Below are 25,256 nucleotides of genomic sequence, written 5' to 3'. Positions count from 1 at the left end.
TGAGATCGACATGGCGAACCAAATCACTGAAACTTCAAATAGTACAGCGCAAGATTATGTACATTGGTTTCGCCATTCAGCACCTTATATCAATGCTCATCGTGATAAAACATTCGTCCTGATGTTTGGCGGTGAAGCGGTTCAACATGATAATTTCCAGCATATCATCCACGATATTGCCTTACTGCACTCGTTAGGTATTCGTCTGATCCTAGTACATGGTGCACGTCCTCAAATTAATCAAAATTTGCTTGAACGCAAAATTAAAACACCTTTTCATCAAAATCGTCGTGTAACGACACGCGAGTCTTTACGCGGCGTTATGAATGCTGTCGGTTCGATTCGCTTAGAAATCGAAGCACTCCTGTCTATGGGCCTTGCGAACTCACCAATGTACGGCGCCCGTATTGATGTTGTATCGGGTAATTTTGTCACCGCAAAACCTTATGGTATTCGTGATGGTATCGATTTCCAACTGACAGGTGATGTACGTTCAATCGATACAGATGCTATTCAGCGTCATTTAGATAATCACAATATTGTATTGCTAGGACCGACAGGCTACTCCACCACAGGTGAGGTGTTTAATTTACTGGCTGAGGAGGTTGCAACCAAAACTGCAACTGCGATTAAAGCCGATAAACTCATTTTCTTGGGTGAAAAACAAGGTTTAATGAATCAAAAACAGCACTTGCTTCGTGAACTAAGCCCTCGTCAACTTGAACCTTATATTCAACAGTTCCAAGCAAATAATCCTGAATTTTCATTACATTTAAAACAAGCTCAACAAGCCTCTTTATCAGGGGTACATCGTGTACATTTAATTTCTTATGCTTATGATGGCGCATTGATCGAGGAGTTATTCACTCGTGATGGTATAGGTACCATGATTACCGATGCACATTATGAAGAAGTTCGAATTGCCAATATCCATGATGTTGGTGGTCTCATTAATCTACTTCGTCCACTCGAACAAGAAGGTATTTTGGTTTATCGCTCTCGGGAACGTCTTGAGAGTGAGATTGAACAATTTGCAGTGATTGAACGAGATGGCATGATCTTGGCTTGCGCTGCATTGTATCCAATACCTGCACAGGACGATGAAATTCGTTCAGCGGAAATTGCCTGTGTTGCAGTCGATTCTAGCTATCGAAAATCCAATCGTGGCAGCCAAATTCTGCAATTTTTGGAAAGCAAAGCCAAACAGCAAGGTATACAACAATTATTCGTTCTCACCACTCGAACAGGTCATTGGTTTTTAGAGCAAGGATTTCTTCCTGCCACTGTGGATGACTTACCGAATGCTCGCCAAGCGCTCTATAATTATCAAAGAAATTCACTTGTGTTTAAAAAGGCATTAAACTAATTCCAGTACGTGAAGATATTTTTATTTCTGATAAAGATATCTTCTAATCGCTCAATACTGTGATTATTGTTTTAATTTAATTTGATCTAAAACCTTAAAGAAAATTTAAAAGATATAATAAACATTAGCTTAGGTGAGATTTTTTAATTCTTTCATTATTCAATAAATCACTAAACTTATTCTTTTTTCTATTTTGCACTTTTACTGATAACTAAAGCCTGATTATTTATTTTTTCTGCAATAAAAAGCATTCTAGTTTAGTTGCTCACTTATTTAGATCTTTTTGGATTTACGGGGAGCACAACCACTATGAACATTTCAATCCATTCTTCATGGCTAAAATACACACTTCTTGCTGCAAGTCTTAGCAGCTTATTGGGTATTTCTGGTTGTGCTAAAAAACCTGAACAGCAAGCAGAAACAAAACAAGAAACCACAACATTAAACATCGGCTTCCAGAAATATGGCATCTTGCCGATTGTCAAAGCAAAAGGTGAATTAGAAAAAAGTCTTGCTGCTCAGGGTGTGAATATTAAATGGGTCGAGTTTCCAGCGGGTCCTCAACTCTTAGAAGGTTTAAATGTTGGGAGCGTAGTATTTGGTGAAGCAGGTGAAGCACCACCTATCTTTGCTCAAACAGCGAACCCTAACTTAGTTTACGTTGCAAACCAACCACCTGCACCTACTGCTGAAGCTCTGATTGTGCAGAAAAATTCACCGATTCAATCAATACAAGATTTGAAGGGTAAACGTGTTGCTTTAAACAAAGGTTCAAACGTTCATTATCTTTTATTAAAACTGCTTGAAGCGCATAACCTTACGCTCAATGACATTCAACCCGTTTATCTCCCTCCTTCTGATGCACGTGCTGCGTTTGAAAAAGGTGCCGTCGATGCTTGGGTAATTTGGGATCCATTCTTCTCTGCTGCAGAACATCAAATCCAAGCTCGAGTAATTGCGAACGGTGAACATCTGGTCAGTAATCATCAATTCTATTTGGCTGATCGTAAGTTTGCTGAATCCAATCCTGCAGTTTTGGAAACTCTAGTTGCCACTCTGAATCAAACAACTGACTGGGTCAAAGCACATCCTGATGACGCAGCTAAATTACTCGAAAAACCGACAGGGCTGGAATTTGCGGTTTTAAAAACATCAATCTCTCGTATGGGTTTCGGCGTTCAACCAATCTCTGAAAAAGTCGCTAAAGAACAACAATACGTTGCTGATGCATTTTTTGCGCAAAAACTTATTCCAAAGCAGCTTGTCATCCAAGATGCCATTCTAAAAAACGATGTTAAATAATTGGAGATTTCGATGAAGGTGTTTTCTAAAGTTTCAATTTTGGGTGTATTGATCGCGGCAGCGACAATCGGAGGCTGTCAAAAAATCGAACAGCCGTCGGCAGATACTGCGAGCTCTACTGAAAATAGCGCAGTAAAAACACTTTCTATCGGCTTCCAAAAATCTTCGCTGAATCTACTGGTCGCAAGACAACAGAAATTATTCGAGCAAGCCTTTCCAAATGCCAAAATTGAATGGCGTGAATTTCCTGCAGGTCCACAATTACTTGAAGCATTGGCTGTTGGTGCTGTCGATTTTGGTTCTGTTGGAAATACACCACCTATTTTTGCTCAAGCAGCTGCCAAGCCATTAACTTATGTGGCTTATGAAGTTGTCGCACCTACTGCACAAGCCATATTGGTTCACCCCAATAGCCAAATCAATACACTACAAGATTTGAAAGGTAAACGAATTGCTGTGCAAAGAGGTTCTAGTGCACATGAGCTGCTCGCTAAGACCTTACAGAAAGCTCAATTGTCTTGGCAAGATATCGAACCCATTTGGTTACCGCCCTCTGATGCACGTGCTGCATTTGACAAAAAAGCGGTAGATGCTTGGGCAATTTGGGAACCTTATTTGGGCACTGCAGAATTACAGGGTCATACCAAAACGTTGATTGACGGGCGATCTTTCCCAACCACTTATTCTTTTTATATTGGCAACCCAAATTTCATCCAGAAGCATCCTCAAGCTGTACAGAAAGTCATAAATGCGATCAATGATGCAGATCACTGGATCGTAAAACACCAAGATCAAGCCTTAAAAATCTATGCAGGCAGTACAGGCTTAGATAGTCAAGTTGCTCAACGTGTTTTAGACAAAAGACCAAAACCTTCGCCTGTTCGTCCTCTCACAACAGAGGTAATTCTCCACCAACAAGAGATTGCCGATTTATTTCAACAAGAGCAATTGATCCCTGTGCAAATTGACGTTCAGCGCAGCGTTTGGTCTACCAAATAAATGCTTATTTTACTTTCATAAGGAACATCGACATGAATATTTTTTGGTTTATTCCCACTCACGGTGACAGTCGTTATTTAGGCACCAGCAAGGGTGCTCGTCAGGTCGATCATGCTTATATGAAACAGATTGCGGTTGCTGTAGATAATCTTGGCTATGCAGGAGTATTAATTCCAACTGGTCGCTCTTGTGAAGACCCTTGGATCACCGCAGCAAGCCTCATCGATGCCACAAAACAGCTTAAATTTTTAGTCGCACTTCGACCAGGAATCACGACGCCTGCACTCGCTGCACGAATGGCTGCCACATTTGATCGCTTAACAAATGGTCGTATTTTATTGAATCTTGTGACTGGTGGTGATGAGCAAGAACTCAAAGGTGATGGCTTATATGAAGACCATAGTACGCGTTATCAAACGGCATCTGAATATGTAAAAATTTGGCGTGAAATCCTAAGCCGATCACATACTGGTGAGTCATTCACGTTTCATGGTGAGCGCTTAAGCGTTGACGATGCCAAACTTTTGTACCCACCTGTGCAAAAACCTTATCCTCCCCTTTGGTTTGGCGGCTCATCAGAAGATGCTACTGAACTTGCGGCGGAACAAGTGGATACCTATTTAACATGGGGTGAACCACCAGCTGCTGTAAAAGACAAAATCGAATATTTAAAAGCTAAGGCTGCGGCAAAGGGTCGTAGCTTGAATTATGGAATCCGTTTACACGTGATAGTACGCGAGACTAACCAACAAGCCTGGGCAGCAGCCGATGAGTTAATTCAATATTTAGATGATGAGACTATTGCAGCAGCGCAGAAAAAATTTGCACAAATGGACTCTGTCGGCCAGCAGCGCATGGCAGCTTTGCACGGCGGGCGTAAAGATCAATTAGAAGTCTCACCAAACTTATGGGCAGGTATCGGTTTAGTTCGTGGCGGCGCAGGCACAGCTTTGGTTGGTGATCCAGAAACCGTTGCTGCTCGTATTCAAGAATATGCTGAGTTGGGTATCGATACTTTTATCTTCTCAGGCTATCCACATTTAGAAGAATCAATCCGTTTTGCAGAATTGGTGTTTCCGTTATTGCCACTAAAAACACGAGAGAAACTTGCACAACCTCATTTAACAGGCCCCTTCGGTGAAATTATTGCTAACAATTATGTGCCCGAAGTCAAACAGCCTAAAGTGTTAAACAAGGAGACCACATGACTACACAAAATGTTTCACGTGGAACACAACGCATTTTTACCAATCTACTACCGTGGCTATTCCCTATTTTATTGATCGTGATATGGCAAGTTGCATCAAGTTCGGGTCTCTTGCAAAGTCGTGTTCTTCCTGCACCGACCGCTGTAGTGAGTGCTTTTTGGCACTTACTAATTAGTGGCGAGCTTTGGCATCATGTCAAAGTCAGCGCAGGTCGTGCCCTGCTTGGTTTGTTGATCGGCGGTGGTCTCGGACTACTTTTAGGACTACTTAATGGTTCATCACGCATTGCATCGACCTTACTTGATACCACATTGCAAATGATCCGCAATATCCCTGCTTTAGCACTGATTCCATTGGTTATTTTATGGTTCGGTATTGATGAAACAGCCAAATTATTTCTAGTTGCAGTCGGTGTGTTTTTCCCAATTTATATCAACACTTATCACGGTATTCGTTCTGTTGACCCTCAACTAATCGAAATGGGAAAAAGTTATGGTCTGAGTCGCTGGCAACTGTATAAAGAAATTATTTTACCTGGGGCCATGCCTTCGATTTTAGTCGGTTTTCGTTTTTCACTCGGCTTGGTTTGGGTGCTTCTGATCGTAGCTGAAACAATATCAGCGCAATCTGGTATTGGTTATATGACTATGAATGCACGTGAATTTTTACAAACAGATATCGTTTTGGTCGGCATTTTGCTCTATGCCCTACTTGGAAAACTAGCTGATGTTTTTGCACAGATATTAGAACGTTATTTATTGCGTTGGCATGCAGGCTATCAAAAATAAAAAGGATCAATTTATGACGAATCTCAACCTAAAATTCTTAAGTGAATCTCGCACCCAAGACTCACTATCAAAGGATGACAATAGCAATGGGGCTGCTATTCAAATTGAGCAACTCTATAAATATTATGGTGATGTCAAAGTATTAGAAGATCTAGATTTAGATATTCAAGCAGGTGAATTTGTTGCAATTGTTGGACGTAGTGGTTGTGGTAAAAGCACCTTGTTACGTTTAATCGCCCAACTGGAAAAACCAAGTTATGGCGAAATCAAATATCAATCTGCACGCCATTTTAGAGAAGGGATTACCAATGCTGATATTAGGGTCATGTTTCAAGATCCACGTCTACTACCATGGAAAAGTGTATTGAAAAATACGCAACTTGGATTAGCCAAAGAAAAATATAAATTTACCGAGCAATTGCTAGAAAAAGTGGGCTTAAAAGATAAAGCCGAACATTGGCCAACTCAACTCTCTGGAGGTCAACGTCAACGTGCCGCATTAGCGCGTGCTCTATCGCATGCGCCTCGCATTCTACTACTGGACGAGCCATTAGGTGCATTAGATGCTCTCACACGTTTAGAAATGCAAAGCCTGATTGAACGCCTTTGGAAAGAACAAGGTTTTACTGCAATTTTGGTCACACACGATGTGAGTGAAGCGGTACAATTGGCAGATCGAATTATTTTGCTAGATCAAGGACATATTGCACATCAATTTCAAGTGAATTTACCACGACCACGTAAGAAAACTATTGCATTTGCGCAGTTGGAACAACAAGTGTTAGATGCGGTTTTAGCAACTTAAAACCGCACCATGATCATAAATTCCACTGGATATGCATCAAAAAATGAGCTTATTCATCAGCATTTAACACTGAATTGTTTACAAAATATGTAATTCATTTTTTAGATTTCAAGTATTATCAATTAGATCGCTTCAATTCATCTTGGAACTGCGTATTTTTCGACAAAAAAACTGTGTTATTGTGCACAAATCGGACAATTTATCTTACAATGTCAATGACATTTTTTGAATCAAGCTCGCAGATGGAACAGAAAAAAAGTACACAAAAGCGCAATCAACTGCTGAATGCTGCCCTCGATGTTTTTTCCGTCTATGGATTCAGTGGAGCTAGTTTGGATGAGATTGCCCAGCTCGCAAATATGCATAAATCGAATATTTTCTATTATTATGAAAATAAAGAGTCACTTTATGTTGAAGTGCTCACCACGGTATTACAAAAGTGGCTTGCACCCTTGCAAACCCTAGAGTCTGAGCTTGAGCCAACTGAAGCCCTCACTCACTATTTAATTCAAAAAATTGAAAGCTCACGTGATCAACCGAAAGCCTCACGTTTATTTGCCCTTGAAATTATTCAAGGTGCGCCGCATATTTTACCAATCTTAAAAGGCCCTTTGAAAAAGCTATTTAAGCGTAAAACCAAGGTGATTCAAACTTGGCAAGAGCAAGGTAAATTGTCGGCAGAGATTGACCCTGAATTGTTGATTCTCAATATTTGGGCAATCACCCAAAACTATGCTGATTTTTCGACGCAAATGGAAATGGTCACAGGTAAAACTTTGCGTAACCGTAGTATGTTTCAACGTACGGTTGAGCACACTGTGCATATGATGTTGTATGGTGTGATCCCTCGCTAAATTAGCCCATTAAAAAAAGCCCATCTCGATCGATGGGCTTTTTTATTAGAAATGAGCTTGATACAAAGCGAGCAGTTTTTGTGCCCCTACCAATAGGTTTTCTTCCCAGTCTAAATGAGCAGTATCATCTGCCCCATCCGTAATATATTTTACTGAAATCAACCGCACCCCAAGTTTTTGACACACCTTTGCCAGAGCATAACCTTCCATATCTACTAAATTGCAATGAACCTTTGGAACCCCAGTTTCAAATGAATCGCCTGTACCACAAATACCTTTAGGTAAATATTCAAAATAGGCTGGTGTATGAATCTCAGCAGGTAAATGTTCATCCATAGGCGTGACCCCGACCGCAAAGCCCAAGGGTGATACATCCATATCGCGCTGCACAAAGGTCGTCACCTCAACTAAACTATGTGCATTAAAATGAGAGCTCCCAGCACTACCCAAGTTGATCAAGGTTTTACATCCCGTTTTTTGGATTACCTCAAATGCCTTGAATGCTGCATTAATTTTACCGATACCACTATAGTGAACTTCAATTCCAGCTTGCTCAAATAGACCTTTTGATTCATTTGGCAGTGCCATCATCAAAGCAACATCAGCATTCATAACCACATACTCTATTCAGATTAAAGCCAACACACATAAAAAGGTGTGCTCTTGCACAACGATTATCTTATTGCATCTTTTGCTGTAAGGCGACCAAACAAGGAGAGAAAAATAGTTGACCACTATATGCACCAACCACTGTTTTTTTCATCACCAAAGCCCATAACGCTAGCAAAACAATACTCAAAGCTACAGCAATATAGGTAAAGAAATTGAACTGTAACTGATGCGCCAAATTAAAGATCGCTAAAATAAATACACCAAATGGGAAAGTCAGCCCCCACCAACCAAGGTTAAAAGGAATCCCTGTACGCGCGTGACGTACAGTCGTTAAAACCGCGATGCCAAACCACCACAAGCCAAAGCCCAATAACACCAAACCACCAATGACGCCTATGGCTGGCACTATTGTCGCCAATTCTTCTAATCCAACAGCATTCAAAATACGTGGAGCTTGCTGACCGAGTAACAACAAAGCCAATGCCCCTGTTCCAATCGGTCCTAAACATAACCAGCTAGAAATCGCGACTTCTTTTTCAGGCAACTGATGCAAAGCCAGACGTAACATTAAAATGGTTAAGATTGCAAAAGCAGGCAATACAGAAATCCCCCACAGCACATACCCCATGATCAAGATCGCTAAAGCATGCTGATCCGCGGCCAAATGCTGTAATAGTAATCCTGCAGAACTCGCAGCCACCTCACATGCCACGATTGGCAACAGCCAAACCGCAGTCATACGTTGCAATTGATGGTCCTGACAGCTAAACATACAAAATGGCACCACCCAGGCAATCAGCACCGCAAAAAATACATCGAGATACCAAAGATAAGTCGCTATCTGAACCGCAATATCACCATATAAATGCACCCCAAAGCTCAGGAAACCATTCGCAATCGTCGCTAGTCCCATCGGTATCGCACCTAAAAACAAGCTCATGTTTGGGTGGTTAAAAATCTGTTTTGCTTCAGTCGGAAATAGAATCCAACGCAAGCCATAAAGAATACTGAAAGTGATAAATAGCAAGATATTGAACTGCCATAATTTAGTCGCAAGCATAAACAAGACTGATGAAGCAAAAGGCAGCTGTGCTAAAATCATCGCCACCACACCTGTTCCCATCGTGGCGGTAAACCAGTTTGGGGTAAAATGGCGAATCACATCTCTGCTTTGTTCTAGCTGATAAAATGGCTTTTTCATCTCTTTCTCGATCTATAGCGACGATTAAGCTATCTTAAGCGACCCAATTAATAAGAAAAACTGATTTATTTTTATTTAATGAATCAATAAAAATGATATATTGCGTTTAAATATTGAAATTTCCTTGCGTAAAAACACAACAACAAGACGAATCGCTGAGAATATGGCAATATATAGCCTTTGCAAAATTCACTGAATTTAACGCCCATGAAGTTGCTTCGTCTCAACGCATTATCGCCAGATTTTCAGTTACCTCCGAGCGCGGTAACGATTGGCAATTTTGATGGTGTCCATCTGGGTCACCAAGCGATGATTGCTCAACTGAAAACATTGGCTGATGCCAAAGGCTTAAAAACATTAGTGATGATTTTTGAGCCACAACCGCTTGAATTTTTTAAAGGTTATGACGCACCACCACGTATTAGCTCGCTCAGAGAAAAAGTAGAATATTTAACTGAGTTAGGGGTGGATTATATTGCTGTCGCCAAGTTTGATCAGTATTTTAGAAGTCTTAATGCAACCGAGTTTGCTGAGTTACTCAAATTAAAACTCAATGCTCAAAGCTTAGTATTAGGTGATGACTTTCATTTTGGTAAAGACCGCCAAGGCAATAGCGAATTCCTACGTGATTATGGATTTGACGTCACTAATTTAAATACAGTGGCTTTAAATGGTGAACGTGTGAGTTCAACTCGTATTCGTCAAGTTTTACAAGCAGGTGATCTTGCTTTAGCTGCTAAATTATTGGGTCGTCCATACAGCATTACAGGTCGTGTGCAATATGGCGATCAGATTGGACGTACCCTTGATTTTCCAACGATTAATGTCCGTTTAAATCACCATAAACCGTGTTTAAGTGGTATTTATGCGGTGGATGTCGTCTGTGAAAATGCCTCACTCACAGCAAAAACAAAGCACACTGATCCTGCTTTGAACGGAATTAAGGGCTATCAAGCCGACAGTTTATTTGGCGCAGGTCATGTCGGAACACGTCCAGCCATCAAACAAGACCAGCTAGAATGGCGATTAGAGGTACATTTCCCCGATGTTTCTGCTAATCTGTATGGCTTATTGATGCGGGTAACTTTCCTTCACTATCTACATGGTGAACTGAATTACCCTTCGCTTGAAGCACTCAAAGCTGGGATCGATGATGATGTGCAAAAACTACGAGACTATCGTAAGCGTACACCAGAATTTCCTTTTTAAATTTTAAATTTCATTTTTGTAGAACATGTCAGTTTAGACTGATAAAACTGGAAGAAAACTTGCATGAGCGATAAGCAAACTCCTGAAAATGCAGTGGATTATAAAGCCACACTCAATTTGCCTGATACTGAATTTGCCATGAAAGCAAATTTGGCTGTGCGTGAAGCCAAATGGTTAGAAGAGTGGTATGCCGACAACATTTATCAGCAGATTCGCGCATCGCGTATTGGCAAGAAAAAATATGTACTTCATGACGGCCCTCCATATGCCAATGGTCAAATCCACTTAGGTCATGCAGTCAATAAAGTTCTAAAAGACATCATCATCAAAAGCCGCGTGATGGATGGCTTTGATGCACCTTATGTTCCTGGTTGGGACTGTCACGGATTACCGATTGAGCTTAAAGTAGAAGAAAAAGTGGGTAAGGTTGGTGTCAAGGTCGACGCATCTACCTTCCGCAAAGCCTGCCGTGAATATGCTTACACACAAGTCGAGTTACAGAAAAAAGACTTCGTGCGTATGGGTGTGTTTGGTGACTGGGATAACCCATACCTCACCATGAACTTTAAACAAGAAGCTGACATTGTACGCTCGTTGGGTGCGATTGCTAAAGCGGGTCATATTGAACCAGGTTTGAAGCCTGTGAACTGGTGTTTGGACTGTGGTTCTGCACTTGCAGAAGCAGAAGTTGAATACGAAGACAAAAAATCTGATGCAATTGATGTTGGCTTTACGGTTGTTGATCTTAAAGATTTAAGCGCACGTCTAAGTATTGATGTTCAAGATGTAACTGATATTGTCATTTGGACAACTACACCGTGGACTTTACCTGCCAACCAAGCTGTTGCAGTACATGCCGACATTGACTACCAACTTGTACAAGTAAGCACTGAACGAGGCTCACAAAACTTTATTCTTGCCAAAGATTTAGTTGAATCAGCAATCGAACGTTACAAACTCGAAAATCCAGTTGTATTGGCTGACTTTAAAGGTGCTGTCATCGAGAAGCTATTATTACAACATCCTTTAATTACTGATCGTCAAGTCCCAGTAATTGTTGGTGAGCACGTAATTGCGACTAGCGGTACAGGTGCGGTACATACTGCTCCTGGACACGGTGTGGACGACTATAAAGTAGGACTGCAATACAATCTAAAAGTCGATAATCCAGTCGGTGGTAATGGCGTATATTTACCAACTGCACCGATTTTTGCGGGTGAGCACATCTACAAAGCCAATCCAAAAATTATCGAAGCTTTGGGTGCTGTCGGTCGTCTATGGGCGCATCAGCCAATCAAACATAGCTACCCACACTGCTGGCGTCATAAAACACCGATTATCTTCCGTGCAACACCACAATGGTTTATCAGCATGGATGCCAAAGGTTTACGTCAAACTGCTTTAAATGCGATTGAAAATGACATCGAATTTGTTCCAGATTGGGGTAAAAATCGTATTCAATCGATGATCGAAGGTCGTCCTGACTGGTGTATCTCACGTCAACGTACTTGGGGCGTACCAATCCCATTCTTTGTACATAAAGATACTAATGCATTACACCCTCGTACACCTGAACTCATTGAAGAAGTTGCTAAACTGATCGAACAAGAAGGTATTGATGGTTGGTATAACCGCGATGCTAGCGACTTCATTGGCGCAGATGCTGAACAGTACAATGCCGTACGCGATACACTTGACGTTTGGTTTGACTCAGGTACTACACATTATGCAGTGTTGCGTGAACTTGAAGAGTTACAAGACCCTGCAGATCTGTATCTTGAAGGTTCTGACCAACATCGTGGCTGGTTCCAATCGTCATTGTTAACTTCAATTGCGATCAATGAACGTGCACCATATAAAGGTCTACTCACTCACGGATTCGTCGTGGATGAGAAAGGTCGTAAAATGTCTAAATCATTAGGCAACATCATCACCCCACAAGACATCATCAAAGATATGGGTGCAGATGGTTTACGTTTCTGGATTGCTTCGGCTGACTATCGCTATGAAATGACCGCAGGTAAAGAAATCTTTAGCCGTGCGTCTGATGGTTATCGTCGTATCCGCAACACTTTACGTTTCTTGTTGGCAAACTTAAATGGTTTCAAGCCATCAACAGATGCTTTACCTGTAAACGGATTGATCGCATTAGACCAATACATCTTGCAACGCGCGGCTGAAGTACAAAAAACCATTCAGCAAGCCTATGAAGAGATGAACTTCCACATTGTAACTAACGCATTGACCAATTTCTGTATCAATGACTTAGGTGGTTTCTATCTCGACATCATCAAAGATCGTCAGTACACCACCAAAGCGGATTCACAAGCTCGCCGTTCAGCACAAACTGCGTTGTATCATTTAGTACAAGCTTTTGTACGCTGGATGTCACCAATCCTGAGCTTTACAGCTCAAGAAGCTTGGCCATTGATCCCAGAACAAACTGAGAAATATGTATTTACTGCTGAATGGTATGACATCCCAACTGCATCAACAGCAAACTTGCTTTCAGAAGCAGATTGGCAAACATTGATTAGCGTAAAATCAGCAGTAAATAAACAGATAGAAGCAGCACGTAACGCTAAACTCGTTGGTAGTAACTTATCTGCAAAAGTTGAACTTTGGGCAGATGAAGCATTACAAACATTATTAAATCAGTTGGCTGATGAATTACGTTTCGTCTTGATCACGTCTCAAGTCATCGTTCACCCGTATGCTGAACAAGGTGAAAGCACTGACTTAACAGGATTACGTGTTAAAGTTTCTGCGGCTGATGGTGAAAAATGTGTACGTTGCTGGCATGTATTGCCAGACGTGAATACTCACGTTGGTCATACTGGTTTATGCGCTCGTTGTATCGTCAATGTCACTGGTAGTGGCGAAGTGAGAAAGTATGCCTAATACACAAGCAAAAAAAGGCTTGTTCCAGTTTTATCCTCATAATCTCATGTGGCTTGGACTTTCACTCCTTGCCATTGTGTTAGATCAATGGACAAAATGGATTGCAAGTACACACTTAAACTATGCCGATCCTGTTCCTGTATTACCTTTCCTGAATTGGACATTACTGCATAACTATGGTGCTGCATTCAGTTTTCTCTCTGATGCTGGTGGCTGGCAACGTTACTTTTTTACTTCTTTAGCAGGCTTTGTCTCGATTATCTTTATTTTTTGGTTAATGAAAATGCCAAAAAAAATGATCATCCTTCCGATGGCAATTGCATTAATTCTCGGTGGTGCTATAGGCAACCTTATAGACCGCGTCTCATTGGGTTATGTCGTTGACTTTATTCATGTCTATTATCAAGACAGTCACTTCCCTGCTTTTAATATTGCAGATAGTGCGATTACCTTAGGAACAATCCTGCTACTTATCGATACTTTCTTCCTTGAAAAGAAACGTATCCAAAATGCGGAAACAAAAAATGTCTGAAATTATCCAACCAAACGAAGAAATTCGGATTGAAGATGGTTCAAAAGTTGATTTACATTTTTCAGTATCGATCGAAAATGGTGTTGAAATTGATAATACCCGTGGTCGTGAAGAGCCTGTTAGTCTAGTCATTGGTGATGGCAACCTACTCCCAGGATTTGAAAAGGCATTATTTGGTTTACGTGCAGGCGATCGTCGTACTGTACATTTACCGCCAGAAGATGCTTTTGGTCCATGGAATCCTGAAAATATTCAAACTTTTGATACCGTGAAGTTTGAACAACGTCCTATCATCGGGCATATGATTGAATTTGAAGATAAAGCTAAAGCAACCCTGTTTGGCATCGTAAAATCAGTCAATGATGACATCACAGAGATTGACTTTAATCATCCACTTGCTGGTAAAAACATTACCTTTGAAGTTGAAATCTTTAAAGTGACCCCAGCAGGTCAGCAAGGCATCAAATTGATGTAACACAAAAGCTCTCAAATGAGAGCTTTTTTTAACGCTAAAGAATTGTATAAGACCATAGAAACATTCATTTTTAAATCAAAGCAATAACACATAGGAATTTAAATATGCTCATTTATATTATTGTCGGCAGTGTTCGTGAAAGTCGAACTGCAATTAAAGTTGCAAACTGGGTACAACAAGCAATCTCTGAGCTCACATTAAATAATCTTCAAACAGAAATCGTCGATCTTAAAGAGTGGGATTTACCGTTATTTGCAGGTGCTCACCCACCTGCAACAGGTATCTATGACCAACCTAAACAGCAAGCTTGGGCAGATAAAATTGCACAAGCACAAGGATTCATATTTATTAGCCCTGAATATAACCATGGCTATAGTCCAGCACTGAAGAATGCCTTGGATTATGTCGGTAAAGAATGGCAAGGCAAACCAGCAGCTTTTATCGGCTATGGTTCAACCAATGGTTCACGTTCAATTAGCCAAATTCGTCAAGTAACTTCAAGCTTAGGAATTATTGATCCAAATGCAGTGATTGAAATTCGCGACATCTTTAAACGTAATAAAGACGAAAAATTTGAAGCCAATGAATTTGAAGTAAAAGGATTAGCAGCACTCGTTGCCAAATTACAGAAATATAATATCGCCTAATTGTACGTCTAGGCGTACATTGATCAGGTAGATTTACGTCTATTCCACCGTCGACTTGACCGCTAATATAAGATGCATAAAGAGACAGGAAGTCTCATCGAAAATAACAAGATACGCAGGAAGCGGTCGTTGATAAGGAATATAAACGACAAGAAACTGAATACTAAGAAGCCCCGTCAAGATGATGGGGCTTCTTTTTATCTATTCTTTCTCTAGCAATTGCTGAATTCTTTTTTGATAATTATTTAAAAATCCTTTGTCACTCTAAAATGTTCTGTTTCCTCATAAGATATCACTCTAATCCCTGTGTCCGAAAACTGATAAATTTTGGCATTTGGATAAACCAATAAAATAGGAGAATGGGTAGCAATAATAAATTGAGATTGCTCCTGACATAAACGATCTAAAACCGATAAGGTTGTCATCAACATCGTTGGAGACAAGGCTGCTTCTGGTTCATCTAAAAGGTATAAACCTTTCCCTTTTAATTTTATTGTTAATAATTTTAAGAAAGCCTCCCCATGTGAGCATAAGTGCATATCTCCCCCATACTCCACAAAATAGTTCACTTGTTCATATAAGTTGCAACGTTATAAAAGCTCTCGGCACGTAAAAAGTAATAATCTTGAGGCTTCTTATAGCTTTTTATCGTTCGAATCGCCTGATGCAAACTTCTGAAAAAACCAAAGCAAGTGCTAAGGCCTCAAGAATGGTCGATTTCCCTGAACCATTCTCCCCGACAAAGAAAGTTACTTGTGGGTGAAACTTGATGCTTCCTAAATCGTTAACAGCTGGTACGACATAAGGGTAGCTAGCCCAATCCAAAGACTCAGGCGACTTAAACTTTACAGCTCGAATATAAGGTCTTTCTTGCATAAAATATTGGGAAATTTATTATTTGTTATAGCATGCTAGATTTTAAGTTTAAAAAATACCTTAATTCATTTATGAACGTCTTAAGCTGTCATATGCAAAAGCCAGACTAAACTGTACTCACCTTAATTTTCTTTATAAATTTTAAAAATTCAATAAAAAACACCCCCTCTGCGTATGCGGAGGGGGTGTTTAGTATTTAAAAGCTGGCGATGACTTACTCTCACATGGCAAACGCCACACTACCATCAGCGCGAAGAGGTTTCACTTCTGAGTTCGGGAAGGGATCAGGTGGTTCACTCTTGCTATTGTCGCCAGCAAACTGTTGTGGTGTTTTCGGGTCTTATTCACATTAATTAATAATGTTTGCCTTACTTACGATCCAAAGAGTTATTAACGGATTAGATAATTGGTCTGTATTGTAACTAGTTTGTACACTAAATCAAGTTATGTATTGAATTTATCTTGAATACAACAACTGTTTGGGTGTTGTATAGTCAAGCCTCACGAGCAATTAGTATTGGTCAGCTTCACACGTCACCGTGCTTCCACACCCAACCTATCAACGTCCTAGTCTCGAACGGCTCTTTAGAGGAATAAATTCCTAGGGAAATCTTATCTTGAGGTAGGCTTCCCGCTTAGATGCTTTCAGCGGTTATCCCTTCCGAACATAGCTACCCGGCGATGCCACTGGCGTGACAACCGGTACACCAGAGGTTCGTCCACTCTGGTCCTCTCGTACTAGGAGCAGATCCTCTCAAATTTCCAGCGCCCACGGTAGATAGGGACCGAACTGTCTCACGACGTTCTAAACCCAGCTCGCGTACCTCTTTAAATGGCGAACAGCCATACCCTTGGGACCTGCTTCAGCCCCAGGATGAGATGAGCCGACATCGAGGTGCCAAACACCGCCGTCGATATGAACTCTTGGGCGGTATCAGCCTGTTATCCCCAGAGTACCTTTTATCCGTTGAGCGATGGCCCTTCCATACAGAACCACCGGATCACTAAGACCTACTTTCGTACCTGCTCGACTTGTGGGTCTCGCAGTTAAGCGCGCTTTTGCCTTTATACTCTACGCGTGATTTCCGACCACGCTGAGCGCACCTTCGTACTCCTCCGTTACTCTTTAGGAGGAGACCGCCCCAGTCAAACTACCCACCAGACATGGTCCTCGTCCCGGATTACGGGACAGAGTTAGAACCTCAACATTACCAGGGTGGTATTTCAAGGACGGCTCCATTGGAACTAGCGTTCCAACTTCAAAGCCTCCCACCTATCCTACACAAGTAAGGTCAAAGTTCAATGTCAAGCTGCAGTAAAGGTTCACGGGGTCTTTCCGTCTAGCCGCGGGTACACTGCATCTTCACAGCGATTTCGATTTCACTGAGCCTCTGCTGGAGACAGCGCCGCCATCATTATGCCATTCGTGCAGGTCGGAACTTACCCGACAAGGAATTTCGCTACCTTAGGACCGTTATAGTTACGGCCGCCGTTTACTGGGGCTTCGATCAAGAGCTTCGCTTACGCTAACCCCATCAATTAACCTTCCAGCACCGGGCAGGCATCACACCCTATACGTCCACTTTCGTGTTTGCAGAGTGCTATGTTTTTAATAAACAGTTGCAGCGGCCTGGTTTCTGCGGCTGCCAACCGCTCAGGGAGCAAGTCCCATCACCGTCAGCAGCGTACCTTCTCCCGAAGTTACGGTACCATTTTGCCTAGTTCCTTCAGCAGAGTTCTCTCAAGCGCTTTGGTCTACTCGACCTGACCACCTGTGTCGGTTTCGGGTACGATTCCTGTGTAACTGAAGCTTAGAGACTTTTCCTGGAAGCATGGTATCAGCCACTTCACTGTACAAGTACAGCTTGCTATCGACTCTCAGCATAGAGCACCCCGGATTTGCCTAAGATGCATGCCTACGGTCTTCCACCTGGACAACCAACGCCAGGCTGACTTAACCTTCTCCGTCCTCTCATCGCATTACACAGAAGTATTGGAATATTAACCAATTTCCCATCGACTACGCCTCTCGGCCTCGCCTTAGGGGTCGACTCACCCAGCCCCGATTAACGTTGGACTGGAACCCTTGGTCTTTCAGCGAACGGGTTTTTCACCCGTTTTGTCGTTACTCACGTCAGCATTCGCACTTCTGATACCTCCAGCATACTTCTCAATACACCTTCATCGGCTTACAGAACGCTCCCCTACCACTTGACTAATGTCAAATCCGCAGCTTCGGCACATAGTTTTAGCCCCGTTACATCTTCCGCGCAGGCCGACTCGACTAGTGAGCTATTACGCTTTCTTTAAAGGGTGGCTGCTTCTAAGCCAACCTCCTAGCTGTCTATGCCTTCCCACATCGTTTCCCACTTAACTATGATTTTGGGGCCTTAGCTGGCGGTCTGGATTGTTTTCCTCTTGACTACGGACGTTAGCACCCGCAGTCTGTCTCCCGGATAGTACTCATTGGTATTCGGAGTTTGCATCGGTTTGGTAAGTCGGGATGACCCCCTAGCCGAAACAGTGCTCTACCCCCAATGGTATTCGTCCGAGGCGCTACCTAAATAGCTTTCGGGGAGAACCAGCTATCACCAGGCTTGATTAGCCTTTCACCCCTATCCACAAGTCATCCCCTGGCTTTTCAACGACAGTGGGTTCGGTCCTCCAGTTAGTGTTACCCAACCTTCAACCTGCTCATGGATAGATCGCCTGGTTTCGGGTCTATACCCAGCAACTAAACGCCCTATTAAGACTCGATTTCTCTACGGCTCCCCTATTCGGTTAACCTCGCTACTGAATATAAGTCGCTGACCCATTATACAAAAGGTACGCAGTCACCGAACAAGTCGGCTCCCACTGCTTGTATGCATGCGGTTTCAGGATCTATTTCACTCCCCTCACAGGGGTTCTTTTCGCCTTTCCCTCACGGTACTGGTTCACTATCGGTCAGTCAGGAGTATTTAGCCTTGGAGGATGGTCCCCCCATATTCAGACAAGGTTTCACGTGCCTCGCCCTACTCGTCATCATTATGTGTGCCCTTTCGTGTACGGGAATATCACCCTCTACGTTCGCACTTCCCAGAGCGTTCCACTAAAACACACATAACTTAATGGGCTGCTCCCCGTTCGCTCGCCGCTACTAAGGGAATCTCAATTGATTTCTTTTCCTAAGGGTACTGAGATGTTTCACTTCCCCTCGTTCGCTTCATAAACCTATGTATTCAGTTTATGATACCCGCCTTATAGCGGGTGGGTTCCCCCATTCAGAAATCTCCGGATCAAAGGATATTTGCCGCCTCCCCGGAGCTTTTCGCAGGCTATCACGTCTTTCATCGCCTCTGACTGCCAAGGCATCCACCACATGCACTTAATTACTTGACTATACAACCCCAAACAGTCGTTAACACATACAAGTGAGTGTTATCGTTGCAAACTTAATTGCTACTGGTTTGTTGTCTGTGAATTTAATCACCATACAGCTTCAATCTAAATTCATATACCAAAACGCTTGATTCAGTGTTTTTGCTAGTTCTCAGATTAAATATTAATTTAACAATTACTTGTTATCTTCCTATTTAATCGAGTTTGAACAATTTATTTCAGACTCAAATTCTAATCTGTTAATGATTAACTACCGCCTCGTCAGCGAGTAGTAAACTGTGATAAATCACAGAAGTTAATAAACTCAAATCAAAATCTCTTTTGATTTATTTAGATATTTATTAATTTCTATAATTTACTCTAGCTTTGAATTAAATGTTTCATCTAATTCGTGGTGGAGACTAGGAGAGTCGAACTCCTGACCTCCTGCGTGCAAAGCAGGCGCTCTACCAACTAAGCTAAGTCCCCAGCTTATCATTTAATGAACGACATATCTTTCAGATTTGGTGGGTCTGACAAGACTTGAACTTGTGACCCCACGCTTATCAAGCGTGTGCTCTAACCAACTGAGCTACAGACCCTCAGATACATCTTCGAAGAACAACTTGTTGTGGATTCTTACCGGTCACCAATCTTTCGTTAAGGAGGTGATCCAGCCGCAGGTTCCCCTACGGCTACCTTGTTACGACTTCACCCCAGTCATCGGCCACACCGTGGTAAGCGTCCTCCTTGCGGTTAGACTACCTACTTCTGGTGCAACAAACTCCCATGGTGTGACGGGCGGTGTGTACAAGGCCCGGGAACGTATTCACCGCGGCATTCTGATCCGCGATTACTAGCGATTCCGACTTCATGGAGTCGAGTTGCAGACTCCAATCCGGACTACGATCGGCTTTTTGAGATTAGCATCACATCACTGTGTAGCAACCCTTTGTACCGACCATTGTAGCACGTGTGTAGCCCTGGCCGTAAGGGCCATGATGACTTGACGTCGTCCCCGCCTTCCTCCAGTTTGTCACTGGCAGTATCCTTAAAGTTCCCATCCGAAATGCTGGCAAGTAAGGAAAAGGGTTGCGCTCGTTGCGGGACTTAACCCAACATCTCACGACACGAGCTGACGACAGCCATGCAGCACCTGTATCTAGATTCCCGAAGGCACCAATCCATCTCTGGAAAGTTTCTAGTATGTCAAGGCCAGGTAAGGTTCTTCGCGTTGCATCGAATTAAACCACATGCTCCACCGCTTGTGCGGGCCCCCGTCAATTCATTTGAGTTTTAGTCTTGCGACCGTACTCCCCAGGCGGTCTACTTATCGCGTTAGCTGCGCCACTAAAGCCTCAAAGGCCCCAACGGCTAGTAGACATCGTTTACGGCATGGACTACCAGGGTATCTAATCCTGTTTGCTCCCCATGCTTTCGTACCTCAGCGTCAGTATTAGGCCAGATGGCTGCCTTCGCCATCGGTATTCCTCCAGATCTCTACGCATTTCACCGCTACACCTGGAATTCTACCATCCTCTCCCATACTCTAGCTTCCCAGTATCGAATGCAATTCCCAAGTTAAGCTCGGGGATTTCACATCCGACTTAAAAAGCCGCCTACGCACGCTTTACGCCCAGTAAATCCGATTAACGCTCGCACCCTCTGTATTACCGCGGCTGCTGGCACAGAGTTAGCCGGTGCTTATTCTGCGAGTAACGTCCACTATCCAAGAGTATTAGTCTCAGTAGCCTCCTCCTCGCTTAAAGTGCTTTACAACCATAAGGCCTTCTTCACACACGCGGCATGGCTGGATCAGGGTTCCCCCCATTGTCCAATATTCCCCACTGCTGCCTCCCGTAGGAGTCTGGGCCGTGTCTCAGTCCCAGTGTGGCGGATCATCCTCTCAGACCCGCTACAGATCGTCGCCTTGGTAGGCCTTTACCCCACCAACTAGCTAATCCGACTTAGGCTCATCTATTAGCGCAAGGTCCGAAGATCCCCTGCTTTCTCCCGTAGGACGTATGCGGTATTAGCATTCCTTTCGGAATGTTGTCCCCCACTAATAGGCAGATTCCTAAGCATTACTCACCCGTCCGCCGCTAAGATAAGGTGCAAGCACCTCATCTCCGCTCGACTTGCATGTGTTAAGCCTGCCGCCAGCGTTCAATCTGAGCCATGATCAAACTCTTCAGTTAAAATCATTTTGCACCTTAGTTAAGACAAGGTGCTAATTCTGGCTCATCAATTTTCTGACTAAAAATTCGCTCAAATAAACTTCGAGAAATTTCTACCATTCAATCAATGAAAATTATTTCGATCGATCAACCAGTAAAAATCCACACAAGTTGTTCTTCTATTCTCTTAATGATCTTTTTTCACCTCGTCAGTGAAAAATTCAACACAATAAAGTTAATCAACTTAACCGTTTAAAGCTAAGTTATTTGCTTCATTGCGTCGGGATGTGTGCATTATAGGAGGTTTTTTTTGGTGCGCAAGTGTTTTTAGAAAAAGATTGTGACGAGTGTTGTTTTTTTACCCACAACACCCATAAAAATACAGCAAAAATCAAATTAAAATATTGAATTTAAATAAATAAATTAAATTTTCTTTTAATTTATTTATTATTTCTTTATTTGCACACTGATAATTTTAATCGGTTGCTTTGGTACATTTTGATGCATTCCATAATTACCTGTAGGCACATTTACGATTTTATCAACAACATTCATTCCTTTGGTGACTTTACCAAATACGGCATAACCTGCATCCATAGCTGAACGATTCAAGAAGCTATTATCAGCAACATTAATAAAAAATTGACTCGTGGCAGAATTAGGATCACTCGTGCGTGCCATTGCTAAAGTTCCCCGTGCATTTTTGATACCATTATTTGCCTCATTAATAATTGGAGCTTTAGTTGCCTTCTCAATCATATTGGCATCCATCCCCCCACCTTGAATCATAAATCCTGGGATGACTCGATGAAAAATGGTTCCAGCATAAAAGTTACTTTTTACATAACTCTCAAAATTTTTTGCTGATACGGGTGCTTTATCATTAAAAAGTTCAATTTCAATATTCCCCATTGAGGTTTTCATATCAATAATTGTATTTGCAAATAGCTGACTACTTGCTAAAACCAAACTGGTTGCGAGGAATATTTTTTTCATGATTACTGTTCTCAATTTAAAGTCTATTTAGAATGGGTACCGATTTTAGTTTTCTATCTATAATTTTGCTATTTCTAATTGTTAATTAAAGCATGCCGATGTTCCACGTGAAACATCGGCATTTTTTGAATCAGCTATGCTTATCCCAAAATTTTCTAAAGTTCTTGGCTATTTCGATTGTATTGCGCTTAGCCTTACTAGAAATAGGTGTCAAATTGATAAATCCATGTGTTTGATCTGGATAATCTACATATTGAACTTTGACTCCACTTTGTCTCAATTTATGGCTGTAAATTTCCCCTTCATCATGAAGCAAGTCATGCCCAGCTGTAATAACATACACAGGTGCTAGCTTTCTCAAATTACCATAGGTTGGAGAGATCAGTGGATTATCCAAAGCGATGTTGTGTTGAGTCGCATAATACTGAGTAACATAATCAACATCCTTACTCGTCAATACTAGCCCTTCACCATATGCATAAAATGATGGATGTCTACTTTTGAAGTCTACAACTGGATATATAAGTAATTGAGCTTGTGGAGCATAAGATTTACCAGCTGTGTGTTGTGCAACGACTGTACTGATATTTCCGCCGGCACTATCACCAGCAACAGCAATTCTATTTTTATAAATCTTTAATTGTCGGCGATTCTGATAGACCCATGCTAATGCATCTTCACATGATTTGATTAAAAGTTGCGGAGAAGCTTCAGGTGCAAGTGGATAATCGATACTTAATACCTGTACTTTGGCATATTTGGCAATGAGTCGACACACCTCATCATGAGTATCCAATCCACCAACCACAAAACCACCACCATGATAGAACAAGATCATAGGTAGTTTTTTATTGGGTGCAGGATGATAATGTCTAGCGAAGACTGTTCCACTTTGTAAAGGTAATCGAATGTCTTCTACCGATTCAATCTGTGTCGCTTTGTTTAGGATAGCCAACATTTGTGCATCAAACTGGCGGCGTGATTCAATTGGATCTTCCCCGATAAACCCTATACGCCCTTGTTTAATTTGCACCGCCATTAAGCACTTGGTAAAGGCGTCTAAGTCAGGATATTGATAAGGATAACCTAAAACTTTTGCGAGAGATTCTTGAACTATTTTGGGAAGTTTATCTAATGCACGTGCAGCTGTACCTTGTCCTTTATCTAAAATCGTTTGAATTTTCTGAGGTAATGCTGTCACGTTTGTCCCCTTTATCGCACTGTTCATAATTCTTGTTCTTTCCGACTATATGCTTTTATAAAGCCAGAGATCAAGATCAAGATTTCAAAAATATGATGTACGCTAAAGAGCTAAGCTTAAAAAGTCATTAACTATTCTGCTTAATCCAAACTGATTATTTTGCCAATCTATGTCAAAAAATGCTTCATGAGTGTCATTGAAGGATGAGAATTTTTTCTATTCACTCTCATCCTCTGGATCAAGATCCATTTGTGCTTAACAAGTAAATTGATGCAATGTATAGCAGTACATTTTGATCAATTGGATTGGGCATCTATCGCACCAATTAATCATATCTTTTACTCAAGAACGAAGAAATTATTGTGCCGAAGCATCTGCTGAGCCTGAAACAGAACCAGAAACACCTGCTGAAGCACCACCAGGTTGAACATCAACAGATGAACCCGCTTGTACACCTACGCCACCTTGTACGCCTGAAGGGCTAACGCTAGTTTGTGCTGAACCAGAAGCATCAAGACCACCTTGTGTTGAACAACCTACAGCTGTGAATGCAACACCAGATACAACCATAGAGATTAGGGCTAACTTTTTCATTGTATATTTCCTTTCATTATGACAAAAAGCAAAGTTGTCTTTGCGTTGCCTATGATTCACAATTTTTTCGATGAACGTGGTGAGGATTGGTTGCAGTTTGTTGTTTAAGCCGTATTGTTTTGCAATTTTTATTAAACCAGTTTAGATGAGCATTCACTTAATTTTGCAATTCTTTGAATTAGATTAGGGTGTGTTGACACTTTTAGCTTAAAAAAATAGCGAAGTAGTAAAATCAAATCGCCAAACCTAATTTTACTATTCGCTATGCCTCGTACCATGCTGACAGATCAACACTGGCAAAAGTTGAAAACTATTTTGCGTAATTTATCTATTCATCACAACTCAAATTTACGTAATTTTATTGAAGCTATTCTCTATAGAATTAGAACAGGCTGTCCGTGGCGAGATATTCCTTCCTATTTCGGTCAATCAAACTCTATTTTCAAACGTTTTAATCGTTGGTCAAGCAGCGGTAAGTTGCTTAGATTATTCAAATTATTAGCATCATGCCCCGATATGGAGTGGATTTTTATTGATGGCTCTCACGTACGTGCTCATCAACATTCTGCCGGTATAGCGAATCAATCCATTTCTAAAAGTGTAGGAGGAAACTCCTCAAAAATACATTTGATTGTTGATTCACATGGCAATCCTATTGATTTCATGATTACCGATGGCACTACACATGACATCAAAGTTGCACCTGATTTAATAGCAACATTAGATTTAAAAGAGACAGAAGTGGTATGCGCAGATAAAGGATATGATTCAGAACCACTGCGTGAGCAGATCAGAAAAACAGGAACAAAAGCGAATATACCAAAGAAAATAAATAGCCAATCGAACAATGATCATATGGACTGGTATTTATATAAAATCAGGCATTTAGTTGAAAATATGTTTTGTAGATTAAAACAATTTAGAGGGATAGCTACTCGATATGACAAGCTCAAAAGAAATTATCAAAGTGCTGTTGCCTTAGCCTGTATATTTTTATGGCTACCTTTATAGGTTTAATTATGAACAGTAAATGTCAACAGACCCTAAATATTTATAATTTATTATTTTTCTGCAATACGATTCGGATCAGATCATACAAATATAGTCTTATATTCAATATTTATCATTTATACAAAGTGCTATTAACACTGCT

18 protein-coding genes, 2 tRNA genes, 3 rRNA genes and 1 pseudogene are annotated in these 25,256 nt (G+C 41.5%); 13 read left to right on the top strand and 11 right to left on the bottom strand.

Translation table 11 applies throughout. The features are described from left to right. The first annotated feature begins 10 nt into the window (after positions 1 to 10). The 7 genes from argA (at position 11) to R2H34_RS00275 (ending at position 7,322) form a co-directional block, all read left to right on the top strand. Entirely contained in the window at positions 11 to 1,366 is a 1,356-nt protein-coding gene (argA, locus tag R2H34_RS00305; RefSeq protein ID WP_075695951.1) for an amino-acid N-acetyltransferase, read from the top strand. A gap of 309 nt (positions 1,367 to 1,675) precedes the next feature. Further along, positions 1,676 to 2,668 carry a sulfonate ABC transporter substrate-binding protein gene (locus tag R2H34_RS00300; protein ID WP_282896492.1) on the top strand — a complete coding sequence of 331 codons (993 nt, stop codon included), beginning with the start codon at positions 1,676 to 1,678 and terminating at the stop codon, positions 2,666 to 2,668. Between the two features lie 12 nt (positions 2,669 to 2,680). Beyond that, on the top strand, positions 2,681 to 3,667 hold the full coding sequence (locus R2H34_RS00295) for an aliphatic sulfonate ABC transporter substrate-binding protein (protein WP_318342365.1): 987 nt from the start codon (positions 2,681 to 2,683) through the stop codon (positions 3,665 to 3,667). A 32-nt stretch (positions 3,668 to 3,699) separates the two neighbouring features. Further along, entirely contained in the window at positions 3,700 to 4,875 is a 1,176-nt protein-coding gene (gene ssuD, locus R2H34_RS00290; RefSeq protein ID WP_318342364.1) for an FMNH2-dependent alkanesulfonate monooxygenase, read from the top strand. Next, positions 4,872 to 5,663 carry an aliphatic sulfonate ABC transporter permease SsuC gene (gene ssuC / locus R2H34_RS00285; protein ID WP_318342363.1) on the top strand — a complete coding sequence of 264 codons (792 nt, stop codon included), beginning with the start codon at positions 4,872 to 4,874 and terminating at the stop codon, positions 5,661 to 5,663. The genes ssuD and ssuC overlap by 4 nt, the downstream gene beginning before the upstream one ends. A gap of 13 nt (positions 5,664 to 5,676) precedes the next feature. Next, positions 5,677 to 6,468: an ABC transporter ATP-binding protein gene (locus R2H34_RS00280; RefSeq protein ID WP_004907338.1), complete on the top strand. Its 792-nt coding sequence runs from the start codon at positions 5,677 to 5,679 to the stop codon at positions 6,466 to 6,468. A gap of 242 nt (positions 6,469 to 6,710) precedes the next feature. Then, a complete protein-coding gene (locus tag R2H34_RS00275) occupies positions 6,711 to 7,322 on the top strand; it encodes a TetR/AcrR family transcriptional regulator (RefSeq protein WP_151760338.1) in 612 nt (203 codons plus the stop codon). Positions 7,323 to 7,367: 45 nt separating this feature from the next. Here the strand turns inward: R2H34_RS00275 and R2H34_RS00270 are convergent, their stop codons facing one another. Continuing rightward, entirely contained in the window at positions 7,368 to 7,934 is a 567-nt protein-coding gene (locus tag R2H34_RS00270) for a 5'-nucleosidase (protein ID WP_004956924.1), read from the bottom strand. Between the two features lie 67 nt (positions 7,935 to 8,001). Continuing rightward, complete coding sequence (locus R2H34_RS00265; RefSeq protein ID WP_075695955.1) at positions 8,002 to 9,135, bottom strand: TDT family transporter; 1,134 nt, start codon at positions 9,133 to 9,135, stop codon at positions 8,002 to 8,004. A gap of 207 nt (positions 9,136 to 9,342) precedes the next feature. Between R2H34_RS00265 and ribF the strand changes: the two genes are divergently transcribed. The 5 genes from ribF (at position 9,343) to R2H34_RS00240 (ending at position 14,899) form a co-directional block, all read left to right on the top strand. Further along, positions 9,343 to 10,344 carry a riboflavin biosynthesis protein RibF gene (gene ribF / locus R2H34_RS00260; RefSeq protein WP_318342362.1) on the top strand — a complete coding sequence of 334 codons (1,002 nt, stop codon included), beginning with the start codon at positions 9,343 to 9,345 and terminating at the stop codon, positions 10,342 to 10,344. A 63-nt stretch (positions 10,345 to 10,407) separates the two neighbouring features. Beyond that, positions 10,408 to 13,245 (top strand): isoleucine--tRNA ligase, encoded by a 2,838-nt coding sequence (gene ileS, locus R2H34_RS00255; protein ID WP_075695957.1) that lies wholly within the window; start codon positions 10,408 to 10,410, stop codon positions 13,243 to 13,245. Next, complete coding sequence (lspA, locus tag R2H34_RS00250; protein ID WP_075695958.1) at positions 13,238 to 13,777, top strand: signal peptidase II; 540 nt, start codon at positions 13,238 to 13,240, stop codon at positions 13,775 to 13,777. The genes ileS and lspA overlap by 8 nt, the downstream gene beginning before the upstream one ends. After that, the gene (locus R2H34_RS00245) at positions 13,770 to 14,252 is read left to right on the top strand and encodes an FKBP-type peptidyl-prolyl cis-trans isomerase (protein ID WP_004907359.1); all 483 of its coding nucleotides are present in this window, start codon (positions 13,770 to 13,772) and stop codon (positions 14,250 to 14,252) included. The genes lspA and R2H34_RS00245 overlap by 8 nt, the downstream gene beginning before the upstream one ends. Before the next feature lie 104 nt (positions 14,253 to 14,356). Continuing rightward, a complete protein-coding gene (locus R2H34_RS00240; protein WP_075695959.1) occupies positions 14,357 to 14,899 on the top strand; it encodes an NADPH-dependent FMN reductase in 543 nt (180 codons plus the stop codon). A gap of 201 nt (positions 14,900 to 15,100) precedes the next feature. On the opposite strand, the pseudogene R2H34_RS00235 reads toward R2H34_RS00240, so the two are convergent. The 9 genes and pseudogenes from R2H34_RS00235 to R2H34_RS00195 form a co-directional block, all read right to left on the bottom strand. Next, a pseudogene (locus tag R2H34_RS00235) lies at positions 15,101 to 15,775 on the bottom strand (AAA family ATPase). Between the two features lie 201 nt (positions 15,776 to 15,976). Continuing rightward, positions 15,977 to 16,091, bottom strand: a 5S ribosomal RNA gene (gene rrf / locus R2H34_RS00230). Positions 16,092 to 16,265: 174 nt separating this feature from the next. Continuing rightward, a 23S ribosomal RNA gene (locus tag R2H34_RS00225) occupies positions 16,266 to 19,156 on the bottom strand. Between the two features lie 392 nt (positions 19,157 to 19,548). Next, positions 19,549 to 19,624: transfer RNA gene (locus R2H34_RS00220), tRNA-Ala, on the bottom strand. Between the two features lie 36 nt (positions 19,625 to 19,660). Then, positions 19,661 to 19,737: transfer RNA gene (locus R2H34_RS00215), tRNA-Ile, on the bottom strand. 59 nt (positions 19,738 to 19,796) lie between these two features. Next, positions 19,797 to 21,333: ribosomal RNA gene (locus tag R2H34_RS00210) — 16S ribosomal RNA — on the bottom strand. The 16S, 23S and 5S rRNA genes sit together here with 2 tRNA genes alongside, the layout of an rRNA operon. A gap of 426 nt (positions 21,334 to 21,759) precedes the next feature. Further along, positions 21,760 to 22,308, bottom strand: a complete 549-nt coding sequence (locus R2H34_RS00205) for a peptidylprolyl isomerase (protein ID WP_087540348.1) — start codon at positions 22,306 to 22,308, stop codon at positions 21,760 to 21,762. A gap of 130 nt (positions 22,309 to 22,438) precedes the next feature. Further along, on the bottom strand, positions 22,439 to 23,509 hold the full coding sequence (locus tag R2H34_RS00200; protein ID WP_004965292.1) for an alpha/beta hydrolase: 1,071 nt from the start codon (positions 23,507 to 23,509) through the stop codon (positions 22,439 to 22,441). 357 nt (positions 23,510 to 23,866) lie between these two features. Then, entirely contained in the window at positions 23,867 to 24,103 is a 237-nt protein-coding gene (locus tag R2H34_RS00195; protein ID WP_004914451.1) for a hypothetical protein, read from the bottom strand. 264 nt (positions 24,104 to 24,367) lie between these two features. Here R2H34_RS00195 and R2H34_RS00190 point away from each other — a divergent pair, with 264 nt between their 5' ends. Continuing rightward, positions 24,368 to 25,114 carry an IS5 family transposase gene (locus tag R2H34_RS00190; RefSeq protein ID WP_004912080.1) on the top strand — a complete coding sequence of 249 codons (747 nt, stop codon included), beginning with the start codon at positions 24,368 to 24,370 and terminating at the stop codon, positions 25,112 to 25,114. Positions 25,115 to 25,256 lie beyond the last annotated feature (142 nt).

This window comes from Acinetobacter sp. 16 (assembly GCF_033439925.1).
Taxonomy (GTDB): Bacteria; Pseudomonadota; Gammaproteobacteria; order Pseudomonadales; family Moraxellaceae; genus Acinetobacter; species Acinetobacter junii.
This window is presented reverse-complemented; position numbering and strand designations above follow the sequence as displayed.